Below are 19179 nucleotides of genomic sequence, written 5' to 3'. Positions count from 1 at the left end.
GAGGGCGTTGACGAGTGGGAGCCGGTGGCGCCGTTCGCGTTGCTGTCGGACGCGGACCGGGCCGCGCTGCCGGACGACCTCACCGACGCCTACCCCGCCGCGCAGACCCAACTCGGCATGCTCGTCGAGCTGGCCACCAGCGGAGCCCGGGCGGCCTACCACAGCGTCATCGCCCACCAGGTCCGCGACGGGCGACCGCTCTCGGCCGACGCGCTGCGGGCCGCCGTCGCGACGGTCGTCGCCCGGCACGAGATCCTGCGCACATCGTTCGACCTGACCGGTTACTCGGTGCCGATGCAGCTCGTTCACGCCGAGGTGACCCCGCAGGTGACCGTGGTGGACGGTCGCGACGTGCCGGCCGATGAGCAGGTGCGACGCTTCGAGGAGTTCGTCGCGACCGAGCGGTCCACCCCCTTCGACCTGGCTGTCGCGCCACTGCTGCGCGTCGCCGCGCACCAGGACGGCGACGCGAGTTGGTGGCTGAGCTTCACCATCTGCCACGCGGTCACCGAGGGCTGGAGCAGCGCACAACTGCTCGCCGAACTGCTGGCCGTCTACGCCGACCTGGCCGACGGGCGGAGCCCCACCGAAACCGAACAGCCGGTGGTGCGGTACGCCGACTTCATCGCCGCCGAGCTGTCCGCGCTGGCGTCCGACGAGGACCGGGACTACTGGCGCACGGTGGTCGACGGGCGCAACCCGTTCGTGCTCCCCGCGGGCTGGGGTGAGCCGGGCGATCCGACGGCCATCTCGACGACCGTCGACGTCACCGATCTGGACGAGGCCGTCGCACGGTTCGCCTCCGCGGCCGGCGTCTCGGTCAAGGCGGCGCTGCACGCGGCGCACCTGAAGGTGCTCAGCCAACTCACCACCGAGCAGAGCTTCCACGCCGGGCTGGTCTGCGACGCCCGGCCCGAGGTGCTCGGGGCCGACCGGGTGCAGGGCATGTATCTCAACACTTTGCCGTTCGGATACGAGCGCACCGCCCGGACGTGGCGCGACCTGGTGACGGCGGTCTTCGACCAGGAGGTAGACCTCTGGCCGCACCGGCGGCTCCCGCTGGCGGAGATCCAGCGGGGCAGCGGTCAGCGGCTGCTGCGGGTGCTCTTCAACTACCAGGACTTCTCCCGCGCCGGGCAGTCGGCGACCATGACCGGCACCGAGCCGGTCGTCGTCGGCAGCGCCGGCGACGGCGCCACCGAGTTCGAGCTGTCGGTCTTCGCGCACCGGGGCAACTACCAGCTATCCAGCCGCAGCGACGTGCTCTCCCGAGCAAATCTGGAGCGGCTGGCCGGCATGTACCGGGCTGTGCTGGCGGCGATGGTCGCCGACCCGGCCGGTGACGCGCAGGCTGTCCACCTGCCCGGTGGCGAGCGGGAGCGGTTGCTGGGCGTGGTCGACACCGGCGTCGAGGAGCCGGCGACCGGCACGGTGGTCGAGCTGTTCCAGGCTCGGGTGGCCGCCGCACCCGACGCGGTAGCGGTGGTCGCCGGCCCGACCCGACTGACGTACGCGCAGGTAGACGCACAGGCCAACCGGCTCGCCGGGCACCTGCGGGCCGTCGGTGTGGGCAGGGGCGCGGTGGTCGGTGTCTGCCTGGATCGAGGTGCGGACCTGGTGCCCGCCCTGCTCGGCGTGCTCAAGGCCGGTGCCGCCTACCTGCCGCTGGACCCGACCCAGCCGGCCGAGCGCATCGCGTACCTGCTCGCCGACGCAGCCGCCGGGACGGTGGTCGCCACGGGTGCCCACGTCGACGCGCTCGCCGGTCACGACGGGCATCTGGTGCTGCTCGACCGCACCGACCTGACCGGCCACCCGGAGACCGACCCGGCCGCGGTGAACGACGCCGACGACCCGCTCTACGTCATCTACACGTCCGGCTCGACCGGCCGCCCGAAGGGTGTCTGCGTCAGCCACGCCAACGTGCTGAGGCTGCTCGACAGCGCGCAGGAGCACTACGCCACCGACGAGACCGACGTGGTCGCGCTGTTCCACTCGTACGCCTTTGACGTCTCGGTGTGGGAGTTGTGGGGTGCGCTGTTGCATGGCAGCCGACTGGTGGTGGTGCCGCCGGCGGTGGCCCGGGTGCCGGAGGATCTGCTCGACCTGCTGGTGGAGCAGGAGGTCACTCTGTTGGCCCAGACCCCCACGGCCTTCCGGGGACTGGTTCGGCTGGCCGCCGACGGTGACCAGCGGCTGCGGCGACTGGTGCTGCGCGCGGTCGTCCTGGCCGGCGAGCGGCTGGACTTCGCCGAACTCGCCCCGTGGGTCGATCGGCTCGGACTGGCCCGGATCGCCCTCGTCAACATGTACGGGATCACCGAGACCACTGTCTACTCCAGCTATCACCGGGTCACCCGCGCCGACCTCGCTGCCGGGGTGGGCAGCCGGATCGGGCGTCCGCTGGCCGGTTTGCGCATGTACGTACTCGACCAGCAGGGGCACCCGACGCCGCTCGGTGTGCCCGGCGAGATCCACCTGGCCGGACACGGCGTGGCCCTGGGCTATCTGAACCAACCGGCGCTGACCGCCCAGCGGTTCGTGCCCGACCCCTACGGCCCCGCCGGCAGCCGGATGTACCGCACCGGCGACCTGGGGATCCGCCTACCCGACGGCAGCGTGGAGTTCCTCGGACGGCTCGACGACCAGGTCAAGCTTCGCGGCTACCGGATCGAGTTGGGCGAGGTGGAGTCGGCGCTGGCCGCGCTGCCGGCGGTCGCCGAGGCGGCGGTCGTCCTGCGCGAGGACACTGCCGGCGATCCACGATTGGTCGGATACCTGGCCGGAGCGTCCGGGCAGCGGCCGAGCACGGGTGAGCTGCGCGCGGCGCTGGCCCGCACGCTGCCGGACTACATGATCCCGTCGGCCTTCGTGACGCTGGACCAGCTGCCCCGCAACAACAGCGGCAAGCTCGACCGGCGCGCGCTGCCCGCGCCGCAGGACGGCGATCCCGGCGACGGGCGGGCCATGGTCGGTCCGCGTACCGCGTTGGAGGAACGGGTCGCCGGGATCTGGGCGCAGGTGCTGGGCCTGCCGGCGGTGGGCGTCGAGGACGGCTTCTTCGAGCTGGGTGGCCACTCGATCAAGGCGCTGGTGCTGGCCAGCACGCTGCGGACGGCCGGCTTCGACGTCTCGGTCGCGGACGTGATGGACCTGCAAACCGTTTCCCGGCTGTGCGCCGCGCTGGTCGACCGCACCGGACCGGTGCACGTCGACCGCCCGGTGGAGCCGTTCGAGCTGGTGTCCGCGCCGGACCGGGCCTTGCTGCCGGATGGCCTCACCGACGCGTACCCGCTGTCCCAGGTGCAGCTCGGCATGCTGCTGGAGATGCTGGCCGACAACGGATGGAACCACTACCACAACGTGACGTCCTTCCTCGTCCGCGAGGACGACCCGCTGGACCTGGCGACGCTGCGCGAGGCGGTGGACCTCGTGGTGAACCGGCACGAGGTTCTGCGCTCCTCGGTGGACCCGACCGGCTACTCGGTGCCGATGCAGCTGGTGCATCCAGCCGTGCGGGTGCCGGTCGTGCCGCACGACCTGCGCGGGTTGTCCGAGGAGGACCGGGAGGCCGAGCTGCGCCGCCTCGTCGCCGTGGAGTACGCGTCGCCGTTCGACGTCGAGCGGGCGCCGCTGCTGCGGTTCACCGTCTGCCGGGAGACCGACCGGAGTTGGCGGTTGGTGCTGACGATCTGCCACGTGGTCGTCGAGGGCTGGAGCCTGCACGCGCTGGTCGCGGCGATCCTCGACCGCTACCGCTCGATGCGCCTCGGTGCCGGGCCTGAGCCGGAGCCCCTGCCGGAGGTGCGGTTCGCCGACTTCATCGCAGGGGAACGTCGCGCCCTGGAGTCTCCGGTGGACCGACGGTACTGGCAGGACCTGATGGAGCGGTGCGTGAAGTTCACCTTCCCCACCGGCTGGCTGCCCACATCGCCGCCGCCGACGCGTACCGCCCACACCGCCCGGGTGCCGTTCCGAGACCTGGAACCAGGGCTTCGCGCGCTGGCCTCCAGCGCGCGCGTCTCGCTCAAGGCGGTGCTGCACGCCGCGCACCTGACGGTGCTCGGCCAGCTCACCGACGAGCCCCGGTTCTACAGCGGCCTGGTCTGCCACACCCGGCCGGACATGCCGGGCAGCGAGCGGGTGTACGCCATGTCGCTGAACACGCTGCCGTTCCCGTACGAGCGCGACTGCGCCACCTGGACCGAACTGGTCCGCCGGGTGCACGCCACGGAGGTCGAAATGTGGCCGCACCGGCGCTACCCCGCGCCGGCGATCCGACCGGCGGGTTCCGGCACCCGCCTGCTCGACGTCTACTTCAGCTACCTCGACTTCAACGAGGTGGTCGGTGAGCACGTCGAGGCGGGCCCCCGGTACGCCGCCGCCAGCTCGGAGTTCGCCCTGGCCGTCTCGGCGGTCGCCGGGCACCTGGAGCTGAGCAGCGACAGCGACCACCTGGAGCGGGCCGAGGTCGAGCGGTTGGCCGCGATGTACCGGCTCGTGCTCGACGCGATGGTGGCGGACCCGGACGGCGACGCCCGCGCGATCCGGCTGCCCGAGGCGGAACGGCACAACGTGCTGGTGGGCTGGGTCGGGGCGACCGACGGCAACGCGCCGGAGCCCGGCATGGTGCCCGACCTGGTGCGGGACAGGGCCGCCATCGCGGGCGACACCGAGGCGGTCGGCGAGCTGAGCTACGCCGGCCTCGACGCGGCGGCGAACCGCCTCGGCTGGCACCTGCGGGAGCGGGGGGTCGGGCCGGAGCGGGTGGTGGGAGTGCTGCTCGACCGGGGTGCCGACCTCGTCACGACCCTGCTGGGCATCTGGCGGGCGGGCGGGGCGTACCTGCCGATCGACCCGTCGTACCCGGCGGCGCGGATCGCGTCCATGCTCACCCAGGCCGGGGCCACCGTCGTGGTCACCAGCAGCGCCTACGTCGACCGGTTCACCGGCGTCGACCGGGTGCTGCTGGACGTCGACGCGGGGCCGATCGCGGCCGGCCCCGACGACCAGCCGCCCGGCCGCACCGACCCGGACCAGCTCGCGTACGTGATCTTCACGTCGGGGTCGACGGGACGGCCCAACGGTGTGCAGGTCAGCCACCGCAGCCTGGCCGGCTACCTGAACTGGGCGGTGGACGAGCTCGTCGCCGACCGGGTGGGTGGCGCGGCACTGTTCTCGTCGGTCGCCTTCGACATGGTGGTGACCACCATCTGGGCGCCGCTGGTCGCCGGGCAGCGGCTGTGGCTGATGCCGACCGACGCCGGGCTGGACGAACTCGGCCCGCGGCTGGCCGCGGCGGGGCCGTTCAGCTTCGTCAAGCTGACCCCGAGTCATCTGGACCTGCTCGCCGGGCAGTTGTCGAGCGAGCAGGCAGCCGCGCTGACCCCGGTGCTGGTGCTGGGCGGCGAGGCGCTCACCGCGCGGACCTGCGCGCGATGGCAGAAACTCGCACCACGGACCGTGCTGCTCAACGAGTACGGACCGACCGAGGCGACGGTCGCCGTCAGCCGTTACCCGCTGACCGGCGCGCTCACCGGCCAGGTCGCGCCGGTCGGCCGGCCGCTCGGCGGGATGCGTACCTACGTGCTGGACGCTCGGCTGAATCCGGTGCCTGTCGGCGCGGTCGGCGAGGTCTACCTCGGTGGACCGCAACTGGCTCGGGGGTACGCCGGACGGCCCGGACACACGGCCGCCCGGTTCGTGCCCGACCCGTACGGGCCGGCGGGCTCCCGGCTGTACCGCACCGGTGACCGCGGCCGTTGGTTGCCGGACGGGCAACTCGACCTGCTCGGCCGGGTCGACGACCAGGTGAAGATCCGTGGGCACCGGGTCGAGCCGGGCGAGATCCGCGCGGTGCTCCTCGAACACTCCGCCGTACGCGACGCGGCGGTGGTGGCCCGCCCGGCTCCGGGCGGGGGCAACCAGCTGATCGCGTACCACGTGGGCGGTGCCGACGACCTGGCCGGGCACTGCGCCCGGCGGCTGCCCGCGGCCCTGGTCCCGGCGGCCTTCGTGCCGGTCGACGCCATCGCGCTCAATCCCAACGGCAAGGTGGACCTGCGGGCGTTGCCGGCGGTGCCACCGCGGACGGAGGCGGAGATCGCCCCGCCGCTGAGTCCGGCCGAGACGATCCTCGCCGGGATCTGGGCCGAGGTGCTGGACGTGCCCAGGGTCGGTCGTCAGGACCGGTTCTTCGCCCTTGGCGGGCATTCACTGCTGGTGGTGCCCGTGGTCACCGCGGCCCGGCAGGCCGGCCTCCCGCTCACCCTGCAACAGGCGATGATGGACCAACCGCTGGCAGACCTCGCCGCCGCGCTCACCGTGGCCGTTACGGCCCCGAGGCCCGGTGCGGCGCGAGCCATGGCGCTGCCCCGGATCGCGCCGTTGCCCCGGGTCGCTCCACTGCTCGCCGAGGCGCGGGTGCCCGGCGCGTCGCTGGCCGTGCTCGCGGACGGCGAGTTGGTGCAGGTCCTTGCTGTCGGGCACTGCACGGCGGGCGGTGACGCCCCGGTGACCCCGGAGACCATCTTCCAGGTGGGCTCGGTCAGCAAGCTGGTCGCGGCGGTGGGTGCGCTGGCCCTGGTCGACAGGGGAGCACTCCAGCTCGACGCGGACGTCAACGCGTACCTCAAGGGGTGGCAGTTGCCCGCCGACCGGCCGGTGACGCTGCGGCAACTGCTCGGCCACGTCGCCGGCCTGACCTCGACGGGCAGCAGCGGACATCCGCGCGGAGGCCCGGTACCGCCGCTGTCGGACCTGCTGCTCGGCCGTGGCGTGCCCACCGAACCGGTGCGGGCGCTCGACGCGCCCGACCCGGTCGCGGTGGAGCGCAACAGCCACTTCGTGGTGGTCCAGCAGCTCATGGAGGACGTCACCCTGACATCCTTCGCCGACCTGATGGCCGAGCTGGTCTTCGCACCACTGGGGATGACCGGCAGCAGCTTCGACCAGAGCTTTCCGGAGACGTCCGGCCGGCCGGTGGCAGCCGGGCACGACGAACGGGGCGAGCCACACCCACACGGTTGGGCGGTGCGTGCGGACCTGGCGGCAGCCGGCCTCTGGACCACCGCTACCGACCTGGCCGCGCTGACCAGTGAGATCCAGACCGCCTACCAGGGTGATCCGGCCCTGCTCAGCCTGGAAACGGTGAGGGCACAACTGACCGCGGGCCCGGGCGGCGTCTTCGGGCTCGGCTGCATGGTGGACCGCATCGAGGGGAGTGCTGGAACACACGTGGAGTTCACCCACCGGGGCCACATCACCGGCTACCGGGCGCTCGTCACCGGTCGGGTTCCGGACGGGGCCGGGCTGGTGCTGCTGACCAACGGCGAGGCAGGCGACGAGGTCATGTCGCTGCTGATGTCGAACACCGCACGGACGGAGGACATGTGATGAGGACCTTTCCGAGCGTCTCCGCGACGGTCACCGACCCCACCGTCCAGCAGGTGCGGCACCTGGTGTCGATCCGCGACCTGACCGATGGCGACCTCTACTCGATCGTCGCCCGGGGCGCCGCGTTCGCGGCCGGGGAGTGCGGGAGTCCGCTCGCCGGGCAGGTCGCCGGGGTCTACTTCCTCAAGACCTCGACGCGTACCCGGACCGCCTTCACCAGCGCCGCACTGCGGCTCGGCGCCGGCGTGATCCAGTACGGCCCGCAGGACCTGCAGACCAACACCGGGGAGACCAGCGCCGACACCGGCCGGGTGCTGTCCGGCATGCTCGACGTGCTGGTCGCCCGCACCGCCGGTGACCCGGCCGAGTTGCGGGCCTGGTCTGCCCAGAATCGGATGGCGGTGCTCAACGCGATGAGCGCCGAGGAGCACCCCACCCAGGCGCTGACAGACCTGACCACGTTGCTGCGGCAGTTCGGCCGGATCGAGGGGTTGCGCCTGCTCTACCTGGGGGAGGCCAACAACACGGCCACCGCCCTCGCCCTGGCGCTCACTCGGTTTCCGGGCGTTGAACTGGAACTGCGCACCCCGCCCGGTTACGGCCTGCCCGCCCAGATCCTGGCCGACGCCACCCGGCAGGCCGAGATCAGTGGGGCGAGCATCGTCGAGCGGTGCCACATGTCCGACCTGCCGGGCGATCTCGACGCCATCTACACCACCCGCTGGCAGACCACCGGCACCGTGAAGCCGGACCCGGACTGGCGACACGTCTTCGCCCCGTTCCGGGTCGAGCAGGAACTCTGGCGGCACAGCCCGAACGCGGTGTTCCTGCACGACCTGCCGGCGCATCGCGGCGAGGAGGTGACCTCGGAGGTGCTCGACGGGCCGGCGAGCATCGCCTTCGGTCAGGCGGAGAACAAGCTCTACAGCGCTATGGCGGTGCTGGAGTGGTGCCGATCGCGTGCGGGTGGGACGACGCGGTGACGGTCGTCGAGCCGCCGGGCAGACCCGCCCGCCGCGCGGCGAGGCTCACCCGCAACCGGGACTTCCTGTTGCTCTGGACCGGCTCGGGGCTCTCCGCGCTCGGTGCCCGGGCCACCTCCATCGGCTACACCCTGCTGGTCTACTGGTCGACCGGTTCGGCCACCGCAGCCAGCCTCGTCACCTTCGCCGCGCTGCTGCCGAACCTCGTCGCCCAGCTACCGTCCGGCGCGCTGGTCGACCGGTGGAACCGGCGTTCGACGATGTTGGTCTGCACCACCGGCCGCGTTCTCGGAGCCGGCAGCGTGGCGGCGGTGGTGCTGCTCGACGCGGTGCGGTTGCCGCACCTGATGGTGGTCGCGTTCCTGGAGGCCACCCTCGGCATCTGCTACGCGTTGGCGGAACGAGCCGCGGTCTGTGCCGTGGTGCCCCGCGACCAACTGGGCGCGGCGATGGCGGCCAACGAGTCGCGGGCCAATGCCGCCAGCATCCTCGGTCAGCCGACCGGCACCGTGCTCTATGCCGTGGCCCGGTTCGCACCGTTCCTATTCGCCACCGGGGTGCACCTGATGTCGTTGGTGACCCTGCTGTTCGTCCGACGGGACCTGCGGGCGTCCCGGCCCCCGGACGGCGCGGCAGGCGGGCTGGTCGCCCAGATCAGGGAAGGTGTCGTCTTCATCTGGGGCAAGCTCTACCTGCGTCGGGCGCTGTGTCTCTTCGCGGCCAGCAACATCCTCTTCCAGGTTCTCGGCCTCGGTCTGGTGGTGCTGGTCAAGGATCGGGACGGCACGCCCGCGACGGTCGGTCTGCTGCTGGCGGTCAACAGCGTCTTCGGCATGGCGGGCGCGATGACCAGTAACGCCTACCTGCGCCGGTGGGGCATCCGCCGGATGATGATCGGCATCCACGTGGTGTGGGCGGTGCTGATGCCGCTGCTGGTCGTGGCACCCGGGCTGGTGGCGGTCAGTGTGATCCTGGCGTTGATCAATTACGGCGCCGGGATCGGCAATGTGGCCGGGATGCTGTACCTGCTCAGGACGACTCCCGACGAGCTGCGCGGCCGGGCGGGCTCGATCTTCACGCTGCTCTCCTCGGGCGCCAACTCGATCGGCGCGCTGTTCGCGGGCTTCCTGCTGGACGCCGCACGCATCGAGGTGGCGTTGGCCGTCGTGGGCGCGACGATGGTGGTGATCGCGGTCTTCGCGGTACTGGCCTTCGGCACCCGTGCCGCCGCGGAGGCGGAACGGGCCGAGGCGGCTGCCGAGCGGGCCGACGCCGAGCGGGCCGACGCCGAGCGGGCCGACGCCGAGCGGGCCGACGCCGAGCGGGCCGACGCCGAGCGGGCCGACGCCGAGCTGGCGGCGACGGCAGCCGGTCGCGACCCGCATGGCTGAGCCCGGCGACGATATCGAGGAAATATGGCCGCCCACGTCAGGCTGCCCGGCACAGGACCGACCCTGGCGTGGAGGAGACCGACCGATGAGCGAGCACGGCATGTGGCAGCCGCACGAGATCACACCCAGCAGCGCCGGATGCGCGGCCACCGTTGACGGGCTGATCGGCCATCTGCGGGAGCTGGACCTGACGGCGTTACTCACCACCGAGAAGGCGCTGGTGTTCCGGGGCTTCGGCGTCGAGCCGGGCGCGCTGGACCAGGTGATGGACATGGTGCTGCCCAACCGGCTCGCCTACGTGCATGGCAACTCGCCACGTACCAAGGTCGGCCGCAACGTCTACACCTCGACCGAGTACCCGGCGCCGTACACCATCTCCATGCACAACGAACTGTCGTACGCCGCGCACTGGCCGGCCCGCCTGCTGTTCTACTGCCAGCTCGCCGCGCCGACCGGCGGTGCCACCCCGGTGGTCGACGCCCGTCACTGGCTGGAGTCTCTCGACCCGGAGGTCCGCGACGCCTTCGCGGGCGGGGTGTGCTACCAGCAGAACCTGCACGACGGCCTGGGGCTGGGCAAGAGCTGGCAGCAGACCTTTGAGACCGAGGACCGGGCGGAGGTCGAGGCGTTCCTCGACGGCACCGGGGCGACCTGGACGTGGACCGCGGAAGGGCTGCGGGTGAGCCAGGTCCGCCCGGCCACCACCCGGCACCCCGTAACGGGGGTGGAGGTGTGGTTCAACCAGAGCGACCAGTGGCACCCGGCCGCTCTGGACGACGAGGTCGCTCGGGTGATGACCCAGGTGATGACGCAGGACGAACTGCCCCAGTCGGTCACCTTCGCCGACGGCAGCCCGATCCCCGCCGAGTACGTGTTCCAGATCCGCGACCGAGGGCTGGACGCGGCGATCGACGTGGGCTGGCGCGTCGGTGACCTGCTGCTGATCGACAACGTGCTGGTGGCGCACGGTCGGCGGCCCTACACCGGGAGCCGCCGCATCCTCGTGGCGATGTCGGACTGACCGGGCATCGGCCGGCGGGAGGAGAAACGTGGAGATGACAGGGGCCGGGGTGCGTGGCCGGTGGCTGCGGACCTTCCGCCGAGCTGAGCGGTCCGACCTGCGCCTGGTCTGCTTCCCGCACGCCGGTGGGAACGCCAACGTGTTCCAACCGTGGGCGGGTCTGCTTGACGGCGCCACCGATCTGCTGGCGGTCTGCTACCCGGGTCGGCAGGACCGGCTGCTGGAGCCCTGCGTGGATCAGATGGACGTGCTCGCCGAACGGATCAGTGACGTGCTCGTGCCGTACCTGGACCGGCCGATCGCGTTCTTCGGCCACAGCATGGGCGCGTCGGTGGCGTACGAGGTCACCCTGGTCCTGGAGTCCCGCTATGGGTTCACGCCGAGCGTGCTCTTCGTCTCGGGACACGGCGCGCCGCACATCTCCCGGGTCGAACTCGACCCGGATCTCGCCGACGACGAATATCTGCTCGGCCGGATCGGCGCCCTGGGTGAGGTCGATCCGGTGCTGTTGCGGTCACCGAAGCTCCGCGAGCTGATCATGCCCTCGCTCCGGGGGGACCTGCGGATGCTCTACCGCCACCTGCCGCGCGAACCGGCGAAGGTCCGAGCCCCGATCGCCGCCTACCTGGGGACCGAGGACCCGACGTGCACCACGTCGACGGTGCGGGCCTGGGGGGAGTTGACTACCGGCGGCTTCGAGTTGGCGACGTTCCCCGGTGACCACTTCTATCTCGTGCCGGAACAGGAGCAGGTGGTTGCCGCGGTGACCGCCCGCCTGGGCTGACCGACGGACCACGCCCCAAGGGACGGTCGCGGGAACCGTGGCCAGAGGAGAGGGCGGTGGGGCCGCTCGGTGGCTCTGTGGTGTACGGGTCACCGTCGGATCAAGCCGAGTTGGGTTGCGGTGGCGATGGCGGCGGTGCGTGAGTCGACGCCGAGCGCCCCGTGGCTGAGGCGCTCATCCGCGCCTCGGACCAGCAGGACGTGGTGGCTGTCACGCTGGTGATCCTCAGCGTCGTCGCGGTGATCCTGGCGTGGGTGCTGGTGAATACGATCTTCGCACTCAAATACGCCCGGCTGTACTACCGCCACGATGGCGGCATCGACTTCAAGCAGGACGATCCACCGGCGTACGCCGACTTCGCGTACGTCGCCTTCACGGTCGGCATGTCCTATGCCCCGGGCGAGAACGAACCGACAAGCAACCGCGTGCGCCGGATCGCGCTCGGGCATGCGCTGCTCTCTTACACCTTCGGAACCGGCATCCTGGCCGTCGCGGTCAACCTGGTCACCAATCTGGGCCAGTCATGCCCCCCCGGGCAGCGGAACTGGTGTGACCTGGTTCGTTGTCCTGCCACCACCGTCGCGGACGTCGAGTCAGCTCGGCGGCTGTTGCCCCTGCGGTCCGACCAGCCATGTCGTGACCTGCCTCAGGGGCTGGCTGCTGTTGACGATCCTTTTCATCCGTTGCCACGCGGCGTGGGCCGGAGACCCGCCCAGCACGCCGCCGAGACCCCCCATGCCGCCGCCAGCCACCGTCCCGCTGCTCTGAGCAAGTTGCTGAGTGCTCTGTCCGAGCTGCTGGGTGGCCTGCCCGAGTTGTTGGCCGACCTGCTGGGTCGCCTGCTGCAGCGTCTGCGACAGCGGTCCATCGGGTCCCAGCGCCTCCTGCGCCGTCTGCCCGACCTGGTTCACGGCGTTGTCCACTGTCTTCACCAGCGACTCGATGATCTGGGGGTTCCGCTCGATTGTGCGGAGGGCGCTGTCGAGGATGCCCCGGAGCTCATCGAGCCGAACCTCAAGCATCGCCTCGGCCTCGACGCCCTTGATGTCGACCTTCACCGTGCCGAGACGCGCCTGAACGCCCACGTCGAGTTGGAGCAGGCTGCCCAGCCGTGCTCGCAGAGAAACAGAGGTGTCCAGATCGTCTACCTCGACGTAGATCTGCTCAACCTTGACCTGCGGGATCTGGAGGACGACGTCCGGGTCTGACATCGTCTTGCTGCTGCGTACACCAGCCGACTGAGGAAGGCTGTGCGCACCACCCTCCGGAATGAGGGGGTGTTCGCCGGGCTTGGCACCCGTCGGCGCGGCGGCGACACTGCGGCTCTCGCCCGGCCCGGCGGATTTTGCGCCTTCCTCGGCGTCGCGCTGCCCATCAACGCGCTCACGCGGTTGCGCCGGCGACTCCCGTGCGCCCGTGTCCCGGCTCTCCGGTTCGGTCATCACGCACTCCTCGGGCTTCGCCTGACGTCCGAACGGGATCAGGTGCCGATCCGGCGGGGCTGGAGCTGTCCCGACCCCGGCCCGGTCAACTTCCAGAACTCCTGCGGCAATTGGTCGACGAAGTCCCCGTACTCCTTCGCGCTGGCAGCCTCACGGAGGGTGTCCAAGACGGCTCGCGCTCCGTCGGTGGCCACCTGGTGATCCACCCCTGCCCGGGACTGCACCCGTTGGAGGAATTCGGTGAGGCCGAACCGTTGCGGATCTTCGGTGGGCCTGGACACCAGGCCGCGTAGCTCCTCGGGGAGTTGGGAGGCAAGGTCCCTTGCCTGGCCACCGGTGACCCGTTTTGCCACGGTCTCAAGCGTGGCGCGGGTGATCGGTTCGGCCTTTTCGGGCGGAACCTTGGGTCGTGCTGCCACAGACTGAATGAACTCGTTGTAGTTCACCTCGGATCCCCTCTCGAACCGGATGGCGGCGGGTACCCGCCGCCGTCGGGGTTAATCGGCGGTTCGTCCGTCCTCAGGGTCGTGGCGGACTGTGGGTGATACGTCGGGCCACGGGCGACTGGTACAGGCCAGCGCTGGTGATGGCGTAGAAGACGGGCAGAAGGACGAAGATGGCCAGGCCGATCAACGGCGCGACAAGGTAGCCGACCAACCCCGCGAGGACGTACAGGACGACCCCGACGAGGGCTCTGAGTCGCTCGACGGGAAAGAAGCCGCCCCTGGCCTGGTCCTTGAGCAGGTCCGGGTTCTTTGCCAGGTAGTGGTAGAACGCCAGCCAGGTAGCGCACAGCAACGCGCCGATCAGCGCGTAGAAGGCGACGGCCACCCGCTGGTCCCTGTTGTTGTGCTCCTGCAGCGCGTCCGACACGACGGCGGTCGGAAACGGCAGCAACGCCGTGCTGAACAGCACGAACAGGTTCATCCAGTGCAGGCCGCGATCGACCTGCTGGATGCGGTTGAACGCCGCCTTGTGGTTGAGCCAGACGACGGCCACATACGAGTAGGACGCGAGATACGCGGCGTACGAGGGCCACTGCTCGAGGAGGCCGGACAGAAGGCGGCCAGGAGGAACGTCCGGCACCCGCAGGTCCAGGACCAGCAACGTGATGATGATGGCGAAGATGGCGTCACTGAACGCCACCGCGCGGCTGGTGTCTGACCGGGTGCCTAGGTCTGCGTCTGGCCCGCTCACCGACTGCGCCTACCCAGGGTCGTCCATGGCAAACAGATGGAGAGCCGAGGTGCGAATGCAGGCCGTCCGCAGAAGGTCGGAGCCCGCGGACAGACGCCGCATCCGGCCACCGGGCGTACCGCGGTGGCCGGATGCGCGTGGTGGTCAGGTCAGGGTTTGAGGACGACCTTCTCGCAGTTGTCCTGCTTGTTCTTGAAGATCTCGAAGCCGCGTTCCGCCTGGTCGAGTGGCAGGGTGTGGGTGATGACCCGGGTCGGGTCGATCTCCCCACGTTCGATGCGCTGCAACAGCGGTTTCATGTAGCGCTGCACGTGGCATTGACCGGTACGCAGGGTCAGCGCCCGATTCATCCACGCCCCGGCCGGGAACTTGTCGAGGAAGCCGCCGTACACGCCGATCACCGACACGATGCCGCCGCTGCGGCAGGACAGGATCGCCTGCCGTAGCGCGTGCGGGCGCTCGGTCTCCGATCGGACTGCCTGCTTGATCCGGTCGTAGGCATGCACATGCGCGGCACCGTGGCTGGCTTCCATGCCGACCGCGTCGATGCACTTGTCCGGCCCCCGCCCACCGGTCAGCTCCAGCAGCCGGGACCGCACGTCCACGTCCTCGAAGTTCACCGGCGTGTGGCCCGCCCGCTCGGCCATCTGCAGCCGGTACGGCTCTTTGTCGATGGCGATGACCTTCGCGGCGCCGAGCGCCCGGGCGCTGTCCATCGCGAACTGCCCGACCGGACCGGCGCCCCACACCGCCACCACATCGGTGGGCTGGATGTCGCACATCTCGGCGCCCATGTAGCCGGTGGGCAGGATGTCGGAGAGGAACAGCACCTGCTCGTCGGTGAGGTCGGCCTCGATCTTCAGCGGACCGACGTCGGCGAACGGAACCCTCGCGTACTGCGCCTGACCGCCGGCGAAGCCGCCAGTCAGATGCGAATAGCCGAAGATCCCGGCAACCGGGTGGCCGAACATCTTCTCCGCGATCCCGGCGTTGGGGTTGGAGTTCTCGCAGCAGGAGTACAGCTCGGCGGCGCAGGCACCGCACGCGCCGCACGCGATCGGGAACGGCACGACAACCCGGTCCCCGACGCGCAGCCGACCCGCATCGACGCCCCGGCCGACCTCCACCACCTCGCCCATGAACTCGTGACCCATGACGTCGCCGTCCTGCATCGTGGGCACATACCCGTCGAGCAGGTGCAGGTCCGAGCCGCAGATCGCGGTGGAGGTGATCCGTACGATGGCGTCGCGGTCGTTGAGGATCTTCGGGTCCGGCACGTCACGGACCTTGACCTTGTTGCGGCCCGCCCAGGTGTTCGCCCTCACGCGTCTGCCCCCTTCGCGAGCTCGGAGTCCGACAGCGGTTGCGCCGGACGCTGCGGGAACTCCTTGCGGGCCCGCTTGCCCCACGGGGCGCCCTCGGATCGAACCACCTGGCCGGTCTCCAGCACCTGCTTGAGCCGCCGCAGGTCGTCGTCCAGCTGCTGGTGCGGTTCCTCACCGAAGTACCTGGCGACCACCTTGCCGATCGGGCCGCCCGGGATGTCGTACGACATGACGACATGCACCTCGGTGCTGACCCCATCCGGGGCGGGAACGAACCGGACCGTGCCGGCGTTCGGCACGTCGGCGTTCCCGGTGGACCGCCACGCGATCATCTCCCCGGGGTTCTCGTCGGTGATCTCCGCGTCCCACTCGACATTCTTGCCGAAGGGCGCGCTGGCGGACCAGTGGCTCGTACGGTCGCCGGTGGCGCGGATCGTCTCGAGGTGTGCCATGAACGTGGGGAGGTTGTCCAGGTCGCGCCAGAACGCGTAGACCGTGGGCGGGGGTTTGCGGATGGTTGTCGTAGCTGTCAGCTCCATGGATCCTCCTTCGCGTGGGCCTCGTACCGGCACGGCCGAACCGATCCTCGTGGCGCGGGTGGCCTGCACGGCGGTCAGCAGGTCCACCACCGTGATCCCGACGATGGCGCCGGTGACACCGACGAGGCGACGGCGGCGGTGCCCGCTTCGGTGGGCGATGGCCACCCCGAGAGAGGCGAGGTCCATCGCGTCGCCCACGACCCGCGTCCACGCCCAGATGCCCTTGCGCCGGCTCGTCAGGAGCCCGGCCGCATGGACCAACTCCCGCGCCCCGACCAGCGGCACCATGGTCCGGGAGGTCGAGGAGTCGTCCACCCCGCTGATTCGGCGCACCGTGTCCGGTGCCGCCAGCTGTGCCACGCCCAGACCGAGACTCATCCAGCCGAGCCGGCGCCCTCGCCGTCGTAGGTCGTCCTGCCTGGCCTGCGCGGCCTCTCGGGTTGCTAGTTGAGTCACGGGTCGCCTCCGTATCCGGTCGCACCCCGGCCGAGCCATTCCGGCTCGTGGAAGTCCGGTACGCAACCCATAGAGGCCCGCATACCCCTCGGAAATCACCTCAATCCGCGCATCGGTCGCGGTATGGAGGTGATCCCTGTTCCGCTGCTCAACGCGGCGTCAGGGATGCCACCGCTGTGGGGGCCAGGCCCGCCCCGATGCGCCGGATCCTGAGCCCCGTCGCGTCAAGCCGTCGCCGTCTGGCGGACGTTCTCGCCCTGAGCGAACACCTCGACCATCTTGGCGCAGAAGGCAGAAAGGTCATCGGGGTTGCGGCTGGTGACCAGGCCGTTGTCGACCTGTACCTGTTGGTCCACCCAGTTCCCGCCCGCGTTGCGGATGTCGGTCCGCAGACTGGGGAATGAGGTGACGGTCCGGCCGTTGACCATGCCGGTCTCGACCAACGACCACGGGCCGTGGCAGATCGCCGCCACCGGCTTCTGTTGCTGGAAGAACGCCCGAACGAAGTCCATCGCCTGTGGGTTCATCCGGAGCCGGTCGGGGTTGACCGTCCCGCCCGGCAGCAGCAGGGCGTCGTAGTCGGCCGCGCTGGCCTCGTTGACAGTCCGGTCCACCCGGTAGTGATTGGCAGGGTTGATGTCCTGGTTCATCGACTGGATCTCACCGGAATCCAGTGAGATCAGGTGGACCTCGGCGCCGGCCTGCTCCGCGGCGGCTCGGGACTGGGTGTACTCCACGTCCTCCACCCCGTCCGCGGCGAGACAAGCTATTCGTTTGCCGGTCAGTGGCTGCTGGCTCTGCGCCATGGTGGCGGCCTTCCCTTCGCGGCGCCGCCCCGTCGGCAGCGCATCGTTCGCGCGCCGTCGCCTTCCCGGTGTCAGAACCGGGAAACAGGTCATCGAAGGCCGCGCACGGGTAGACGGTGGGCCTGCTCGCCGATCAGGCAGGTCTGCGCGGAGGAAAGGTCGCCCGACGGAGACTGCTTCCTGTCGATACGGGTAACGCGCACTGACCCCACTGGCGCCGAGGCCCCGGAAAGGCCGACATGACTCTCCCTACCGCTTCGATCGAACTGCCGTCCGGCCAGAGAATGCCCGTTCTCGGCCAGGGCACGTGGTACCTGGGTGAGCGTCCCGCGAAGCGACGGGATGAGCTGGCCGCCCTGCACGCCGGCCTGGACCTGGGCATGACCTTGATCGACACTGCGGAGATGTACGGCGATGGCGCCTCGGAGGAGCTTGTCGGCGAGGCCATTGTCGGACGACGCGGCGATGTGTTCCTGGTCGACAAGGTGTTGCCGTCCAACGCCAGTCGCCAGGGGGCCGTGCAGGCCTGCCGCCGTAGCCTGCAACGACTCGGCGTCGACCACATCGACCTCTATCTGCTGCACTGGCGCGGCAACCATCCACTCGCGGAGACGATCGAGGCGTTCGCTGAACTCGTCGACGCTGGCGACATCGGACAGTGGGGCGTGAGCAACTTCGACCTCTCCGACATGACCGAGCTGCTCGAGGCCGGCGGGGACGACTGCGCGACCAACCAGATCCTGTACAACCTCACCCGTCGCGGCCCCGAGTACGACCTGCTGCCCTGGCTACGTGAACACCGGATTCCGGTGATGGCGTACTCCCCGATCGAACAGGGCAGACTACTCGGCCACGACCAGGTCGCGCAGGTCGCCACGCGGCACGGCGCGTCGCCCGCTCAGGTCGCGCTGGCCTGGGTGCTGAGACAGGAGATGGTTGCGGCCATTCCTCGATCGTCCAACCCGGAACACACCCGGGAGAACGCGGAAGCGCGCGACCTGCACCTGACCGAGGAGGACATCACGGCGCTCGACATGGCATTCCCGCCACCTACCGGCCCACAACCGATGGAGATGTTGTAGGGCCGGCGGCCGTCTCGGTGCAGGCCAGGCGAGATCACCATCGCGCTGGTGGCGATCATCGGGTCGCCGGTAGTTTCGTGCCGGCGGGTCGACGACCGGCATGACGAGCACGGTCTCCTCGTAGAGCGCCCTGACCAGCGGGACCTCCGCGAGTGTCGCAAACGCCCCCGGCGAGATTCGCCCCTTATTGAAGGACTTGCTGCGAAGGTTGCCGATTATCGACGGCACCCGCACGAGCAGATCGAGTGACAGGGGCGGACATTGTGCTACTCGGCGCCGATCGGGTCATCGTGATCGACCGGCTCGACAACTGGCTCCAGATGGCCCAGACGCATCTCGGCGTCGAGACGCTGAACTACGAGCAGCAGGACGTCAGCGGCGAATTGTTGGAGCGCAGTGGCGGTCGAGGCCCGGACGCCGCAAGGGCGGCAGCGTGGGTTATGTGGTCGCGACCCGCCGCAACGACGACATGATCACCGCCACCATGGGTGCCGCCCGGGCGGACGAGTTGATCGCCGCTCTGCCGGCCCGAGCGTGGTGCCGGCTGTCTCGCTCGCATCGCGGGGGCGCGGTGGGCGATCGAGGAGTGCTTCCAGCAGGCCAAGAACGAAGCCGGTCTCGACGAGTACCAGGTCCGCGACTGGCGGGCCTGGTACGCCCACATCACCCTGTCCATGGCCGCCCACGCCTGACTGTCCGTGGCCCGATCCCTTACCGCGAAAAGGGACCCACCTGCGGCTACGACATGATGATCGGCT

Annotated in this window: 13 protein-coding genes and 1 pseudogene; 9 read left to right on the top strand and 5 right to left on the bottom strand. The window is 70.3% G+C overall.

What is annotated here, in order from left to right; all coding sequences use genetic code 11:
• The first annotated feature begins 24 nt into the window (after window positions 1-24).
• From ACGF3C_RS23385 to ACGF3C_RS23360, 6 genes are all read left to right on the top strand, one after another.
• Window positions 25-7395, top strand: coding sequence for an amino acid adenylation domain-containing protein (locus tag ACGF3C_RS23385; RefSeq protein ID WP_393225139.1), 7371 nt, complete (start codon window positions 25-27; stop codon window positions 7393-7395).
• The gene (locus tag ACGF3C_RS23380; protein WP_357223111.1) at window positions 7395-8378 is read left to right on the top strand and encodes an ornithine carbamoyltransferase; all 984 of its coding nucleotides are present in this window, start codon (window positions 7395-7397) and stop codon (window positions 8376-8378) included. Before ACGF3C_RS23385 ends, ACGF3C_RS23380 begins: the two co-directional genes overlap by 1 nt.
• Entirely contained in the window at window positions 8342-9769 is a 1428-nt protein-coding gene (locus ACGF3C_RS23375; RefSeq protein ID WP_393225135.1) for an MFS transporter, read from the top strand. The genes ACGF3C_RS23380 and ACGF3C_RS23375 overlap by 37 nt, the downstream gene beginning before the upstream one ends.
• 85 nt (window positions 9770-9854) lie before the next feature.
• Window positions 9855-10790, top strand: coding sequence for a TauD/TfdA family dioxygenase (locus tag ACGF3C_RS23370; RefSeq protein WP_393225132.1), 936 nt, complete (start codon window positions 9855-9857; stop codon window positions 10788-10790).
• A 34-nt stretch (window positions 10791-10824) separates the two neighbouring features.
• Window positions 10825-11574, top strand: coding sequence for a thioesterase II family protein (locus tag ACGF3C_RS23365; protein ID WP_244219063.1), 750 nt, complete (start codon window positions 10825-10827; stop codon window positions 11572-11574).
• Window positions 11575-11735: 161 nt separating this feature from the next.
• Window positions 11736-12782: a DUF1345 domain-containing protein gene (locus ACGF3C_RS23360; protein WP_393225129.1), complete on the top strand. Its 1047-nt coding sequence runs from the start codon at window positions 11736-11738 to the stop codon at window positions 12780-12782.
• Between the two features lie 272 nt (window positions 12783-13054).
• On the opposite strand, the gene ACGF3C_RS23355 is transcribed toward ACGF3C_RS23360, so the two are convergent.
• From ACGF3C_RS23355 to ACGF3C_RS23335, 5 genes are all read right to left on the bottom strand, one after another.
• Complete coding sequence (locus ACGF3C_RS23355) at window positions 13055-13435, bottom strand: DUF2267 domain-containing protein (RefSeq protein WP_357223097.1); 381 nt, start codon at window positions 13433-13435, stop codon at window positions 13055-13057.
• A 100-nt stretch (window positions 13436-13535) separates the two neighbouring features.
• Window positions 13536-14162 (bottom strand): TMEM175 family protein, encoded by a 627-nt coding sequence (locus ACGF3C_RS23350; RefSeq protein WP_393225126.1) that lies wholly within the window; start codon window positions 14160-14162, stop codon window positions 13536-13538.
• Between the two features lie 200 nt (window positions 14163-14362).
• Window positions 14363-15538 (bottom strand): zinc-dependent alcohol dehydrogenase, encoded by a 1176-nt coding sequence (locus tag ACGF3C_RS23345; RefSeq protein ID WP_357223090.1) that lies wholly within the window; start codon window positions 15536-15538, stop codon window positions 14363-14365.
• Window positions 15535-16533 carry an SRPBCC family protein gene (locus ACGF3C_RS23340; RefSeq protein ID WP_393225122.1) on the bottom strand — a complete coding sequence of 333 codons (999 nt, stop codon included), beginning with the start codon at window positions 16531-16533 and terminating at the stop codon, window positions 15535-15537. Before ACGF3C_RS23340 ends, ACGF3C_RS23345 begins: the two co-directional genes overlap by 4 nt.
• Window positions 16534-16757: 224 nt before the next feature.
• Window positions 16758-17339, bottom strand: a complete 582-nt coding sequence (locus ACGF3C_RS23335; protein WP_393225119.1) for a type 1 glutamine amidotransferase domain-containing protein — start codon at window positions 17337-17339, stop codon at window positions 16758-16760.
• 239 nt (window positions 17340-17578) lie between these two features.
• Here ACGF3C_RS23335 and ACGF3C_RS23330 point away from each other — a divergent pair, with 239 nt between their 5' ends.
• The 3 genes and pseudogenes from ACGF3C_RS23330 to ACGF3C_RS23320 form a co-directional block, all read left to right on the top strand.
• A complete protein-coding gene (locus tag ACGF3C_RS23330) occupies window positions 17579-18421 on the top strand; it encodes an aldo/keto reductase (RefSeq protein WP_393225116.1) in 843 nt (280 codons plus the stop codon).
• Window positions 18422-18666: 245 nt separating this feature from the next.
• Complete coding sequence (locus ACGF3C_RS23325) at window positions 18667-18894, top strand: hypothetical protein (protein ID WP_357223078.1); 228 nt, start codon at window positions 18667-18669, stop codon at window positions 18892-18894.
• A pseudogene (locus tag ACGF3C_RS23320) lies at window positions 18855-19113 on the top strand (IS701 family transposase); the annotation flags it as partial. The gene ACGF3C_RS23325 and the pseudogene ACGF3C_RS23320, both read left to right, overlap by 40 nt.
• Window positions 19114-19179 lie beyond the last annotated feature (66 nt).

The sequence above is a fragment of the Micromonospora sp. NPDC047762 genome (assembly GCF_043204655.1).
In the GTDB taxonomy this organism is placed as follows: Bacteria; Actinomycetota; Actinomycetes; order Mycobacteriales; family Micromonosporaceae; genus Micromonospora.
This window is presented reverse-complemented; position numbering and strand designations above follow the sequence as displayed.

What these genes read in the sequence shown, in the direction of transcription:
- ACGF3C_RS23330 (WP_393225116.1), top strand. Translation starts at nt 17,579, where the DNA reads ATGACTCTCCCTACCGCTTCGATCGAACTGCCGTCCGGCCAGAGAATG.
- ACGF3C_RS23335 (WP_393225119.1), bottom strand. Translation starts at nt 17,339, where the DNA reads ATGGCGCAGAGCCAGCAGCCACTGACCGGCAAACGAATAGCTTGTCTC.
- ACGF3C_RS23365 (WP_244219063.1), top strand. Translation starts at nt 10,825, where the DNA reads ATGACAGGGGCCGGGGTGCGTGGCCGGTGGCTGCGGACCTTCCGCCGA.
- ACGF3C_RS23380 (WP_357223111.1), top strand. Translation starts at nt 7,395, where the DNA reads ATGAGGACCTTTCCGAGCGTCTCCGCGACGGTCACCGACCCCACCGTC.
- ACGF3C_RS23370 (WP_393225132.1), top strand. Translation starts at nt 9,855, where the DNA reads ATGAGCGAGCACGGCATGTGGCAGCCGCACGAGATCACACCCAGCAGC.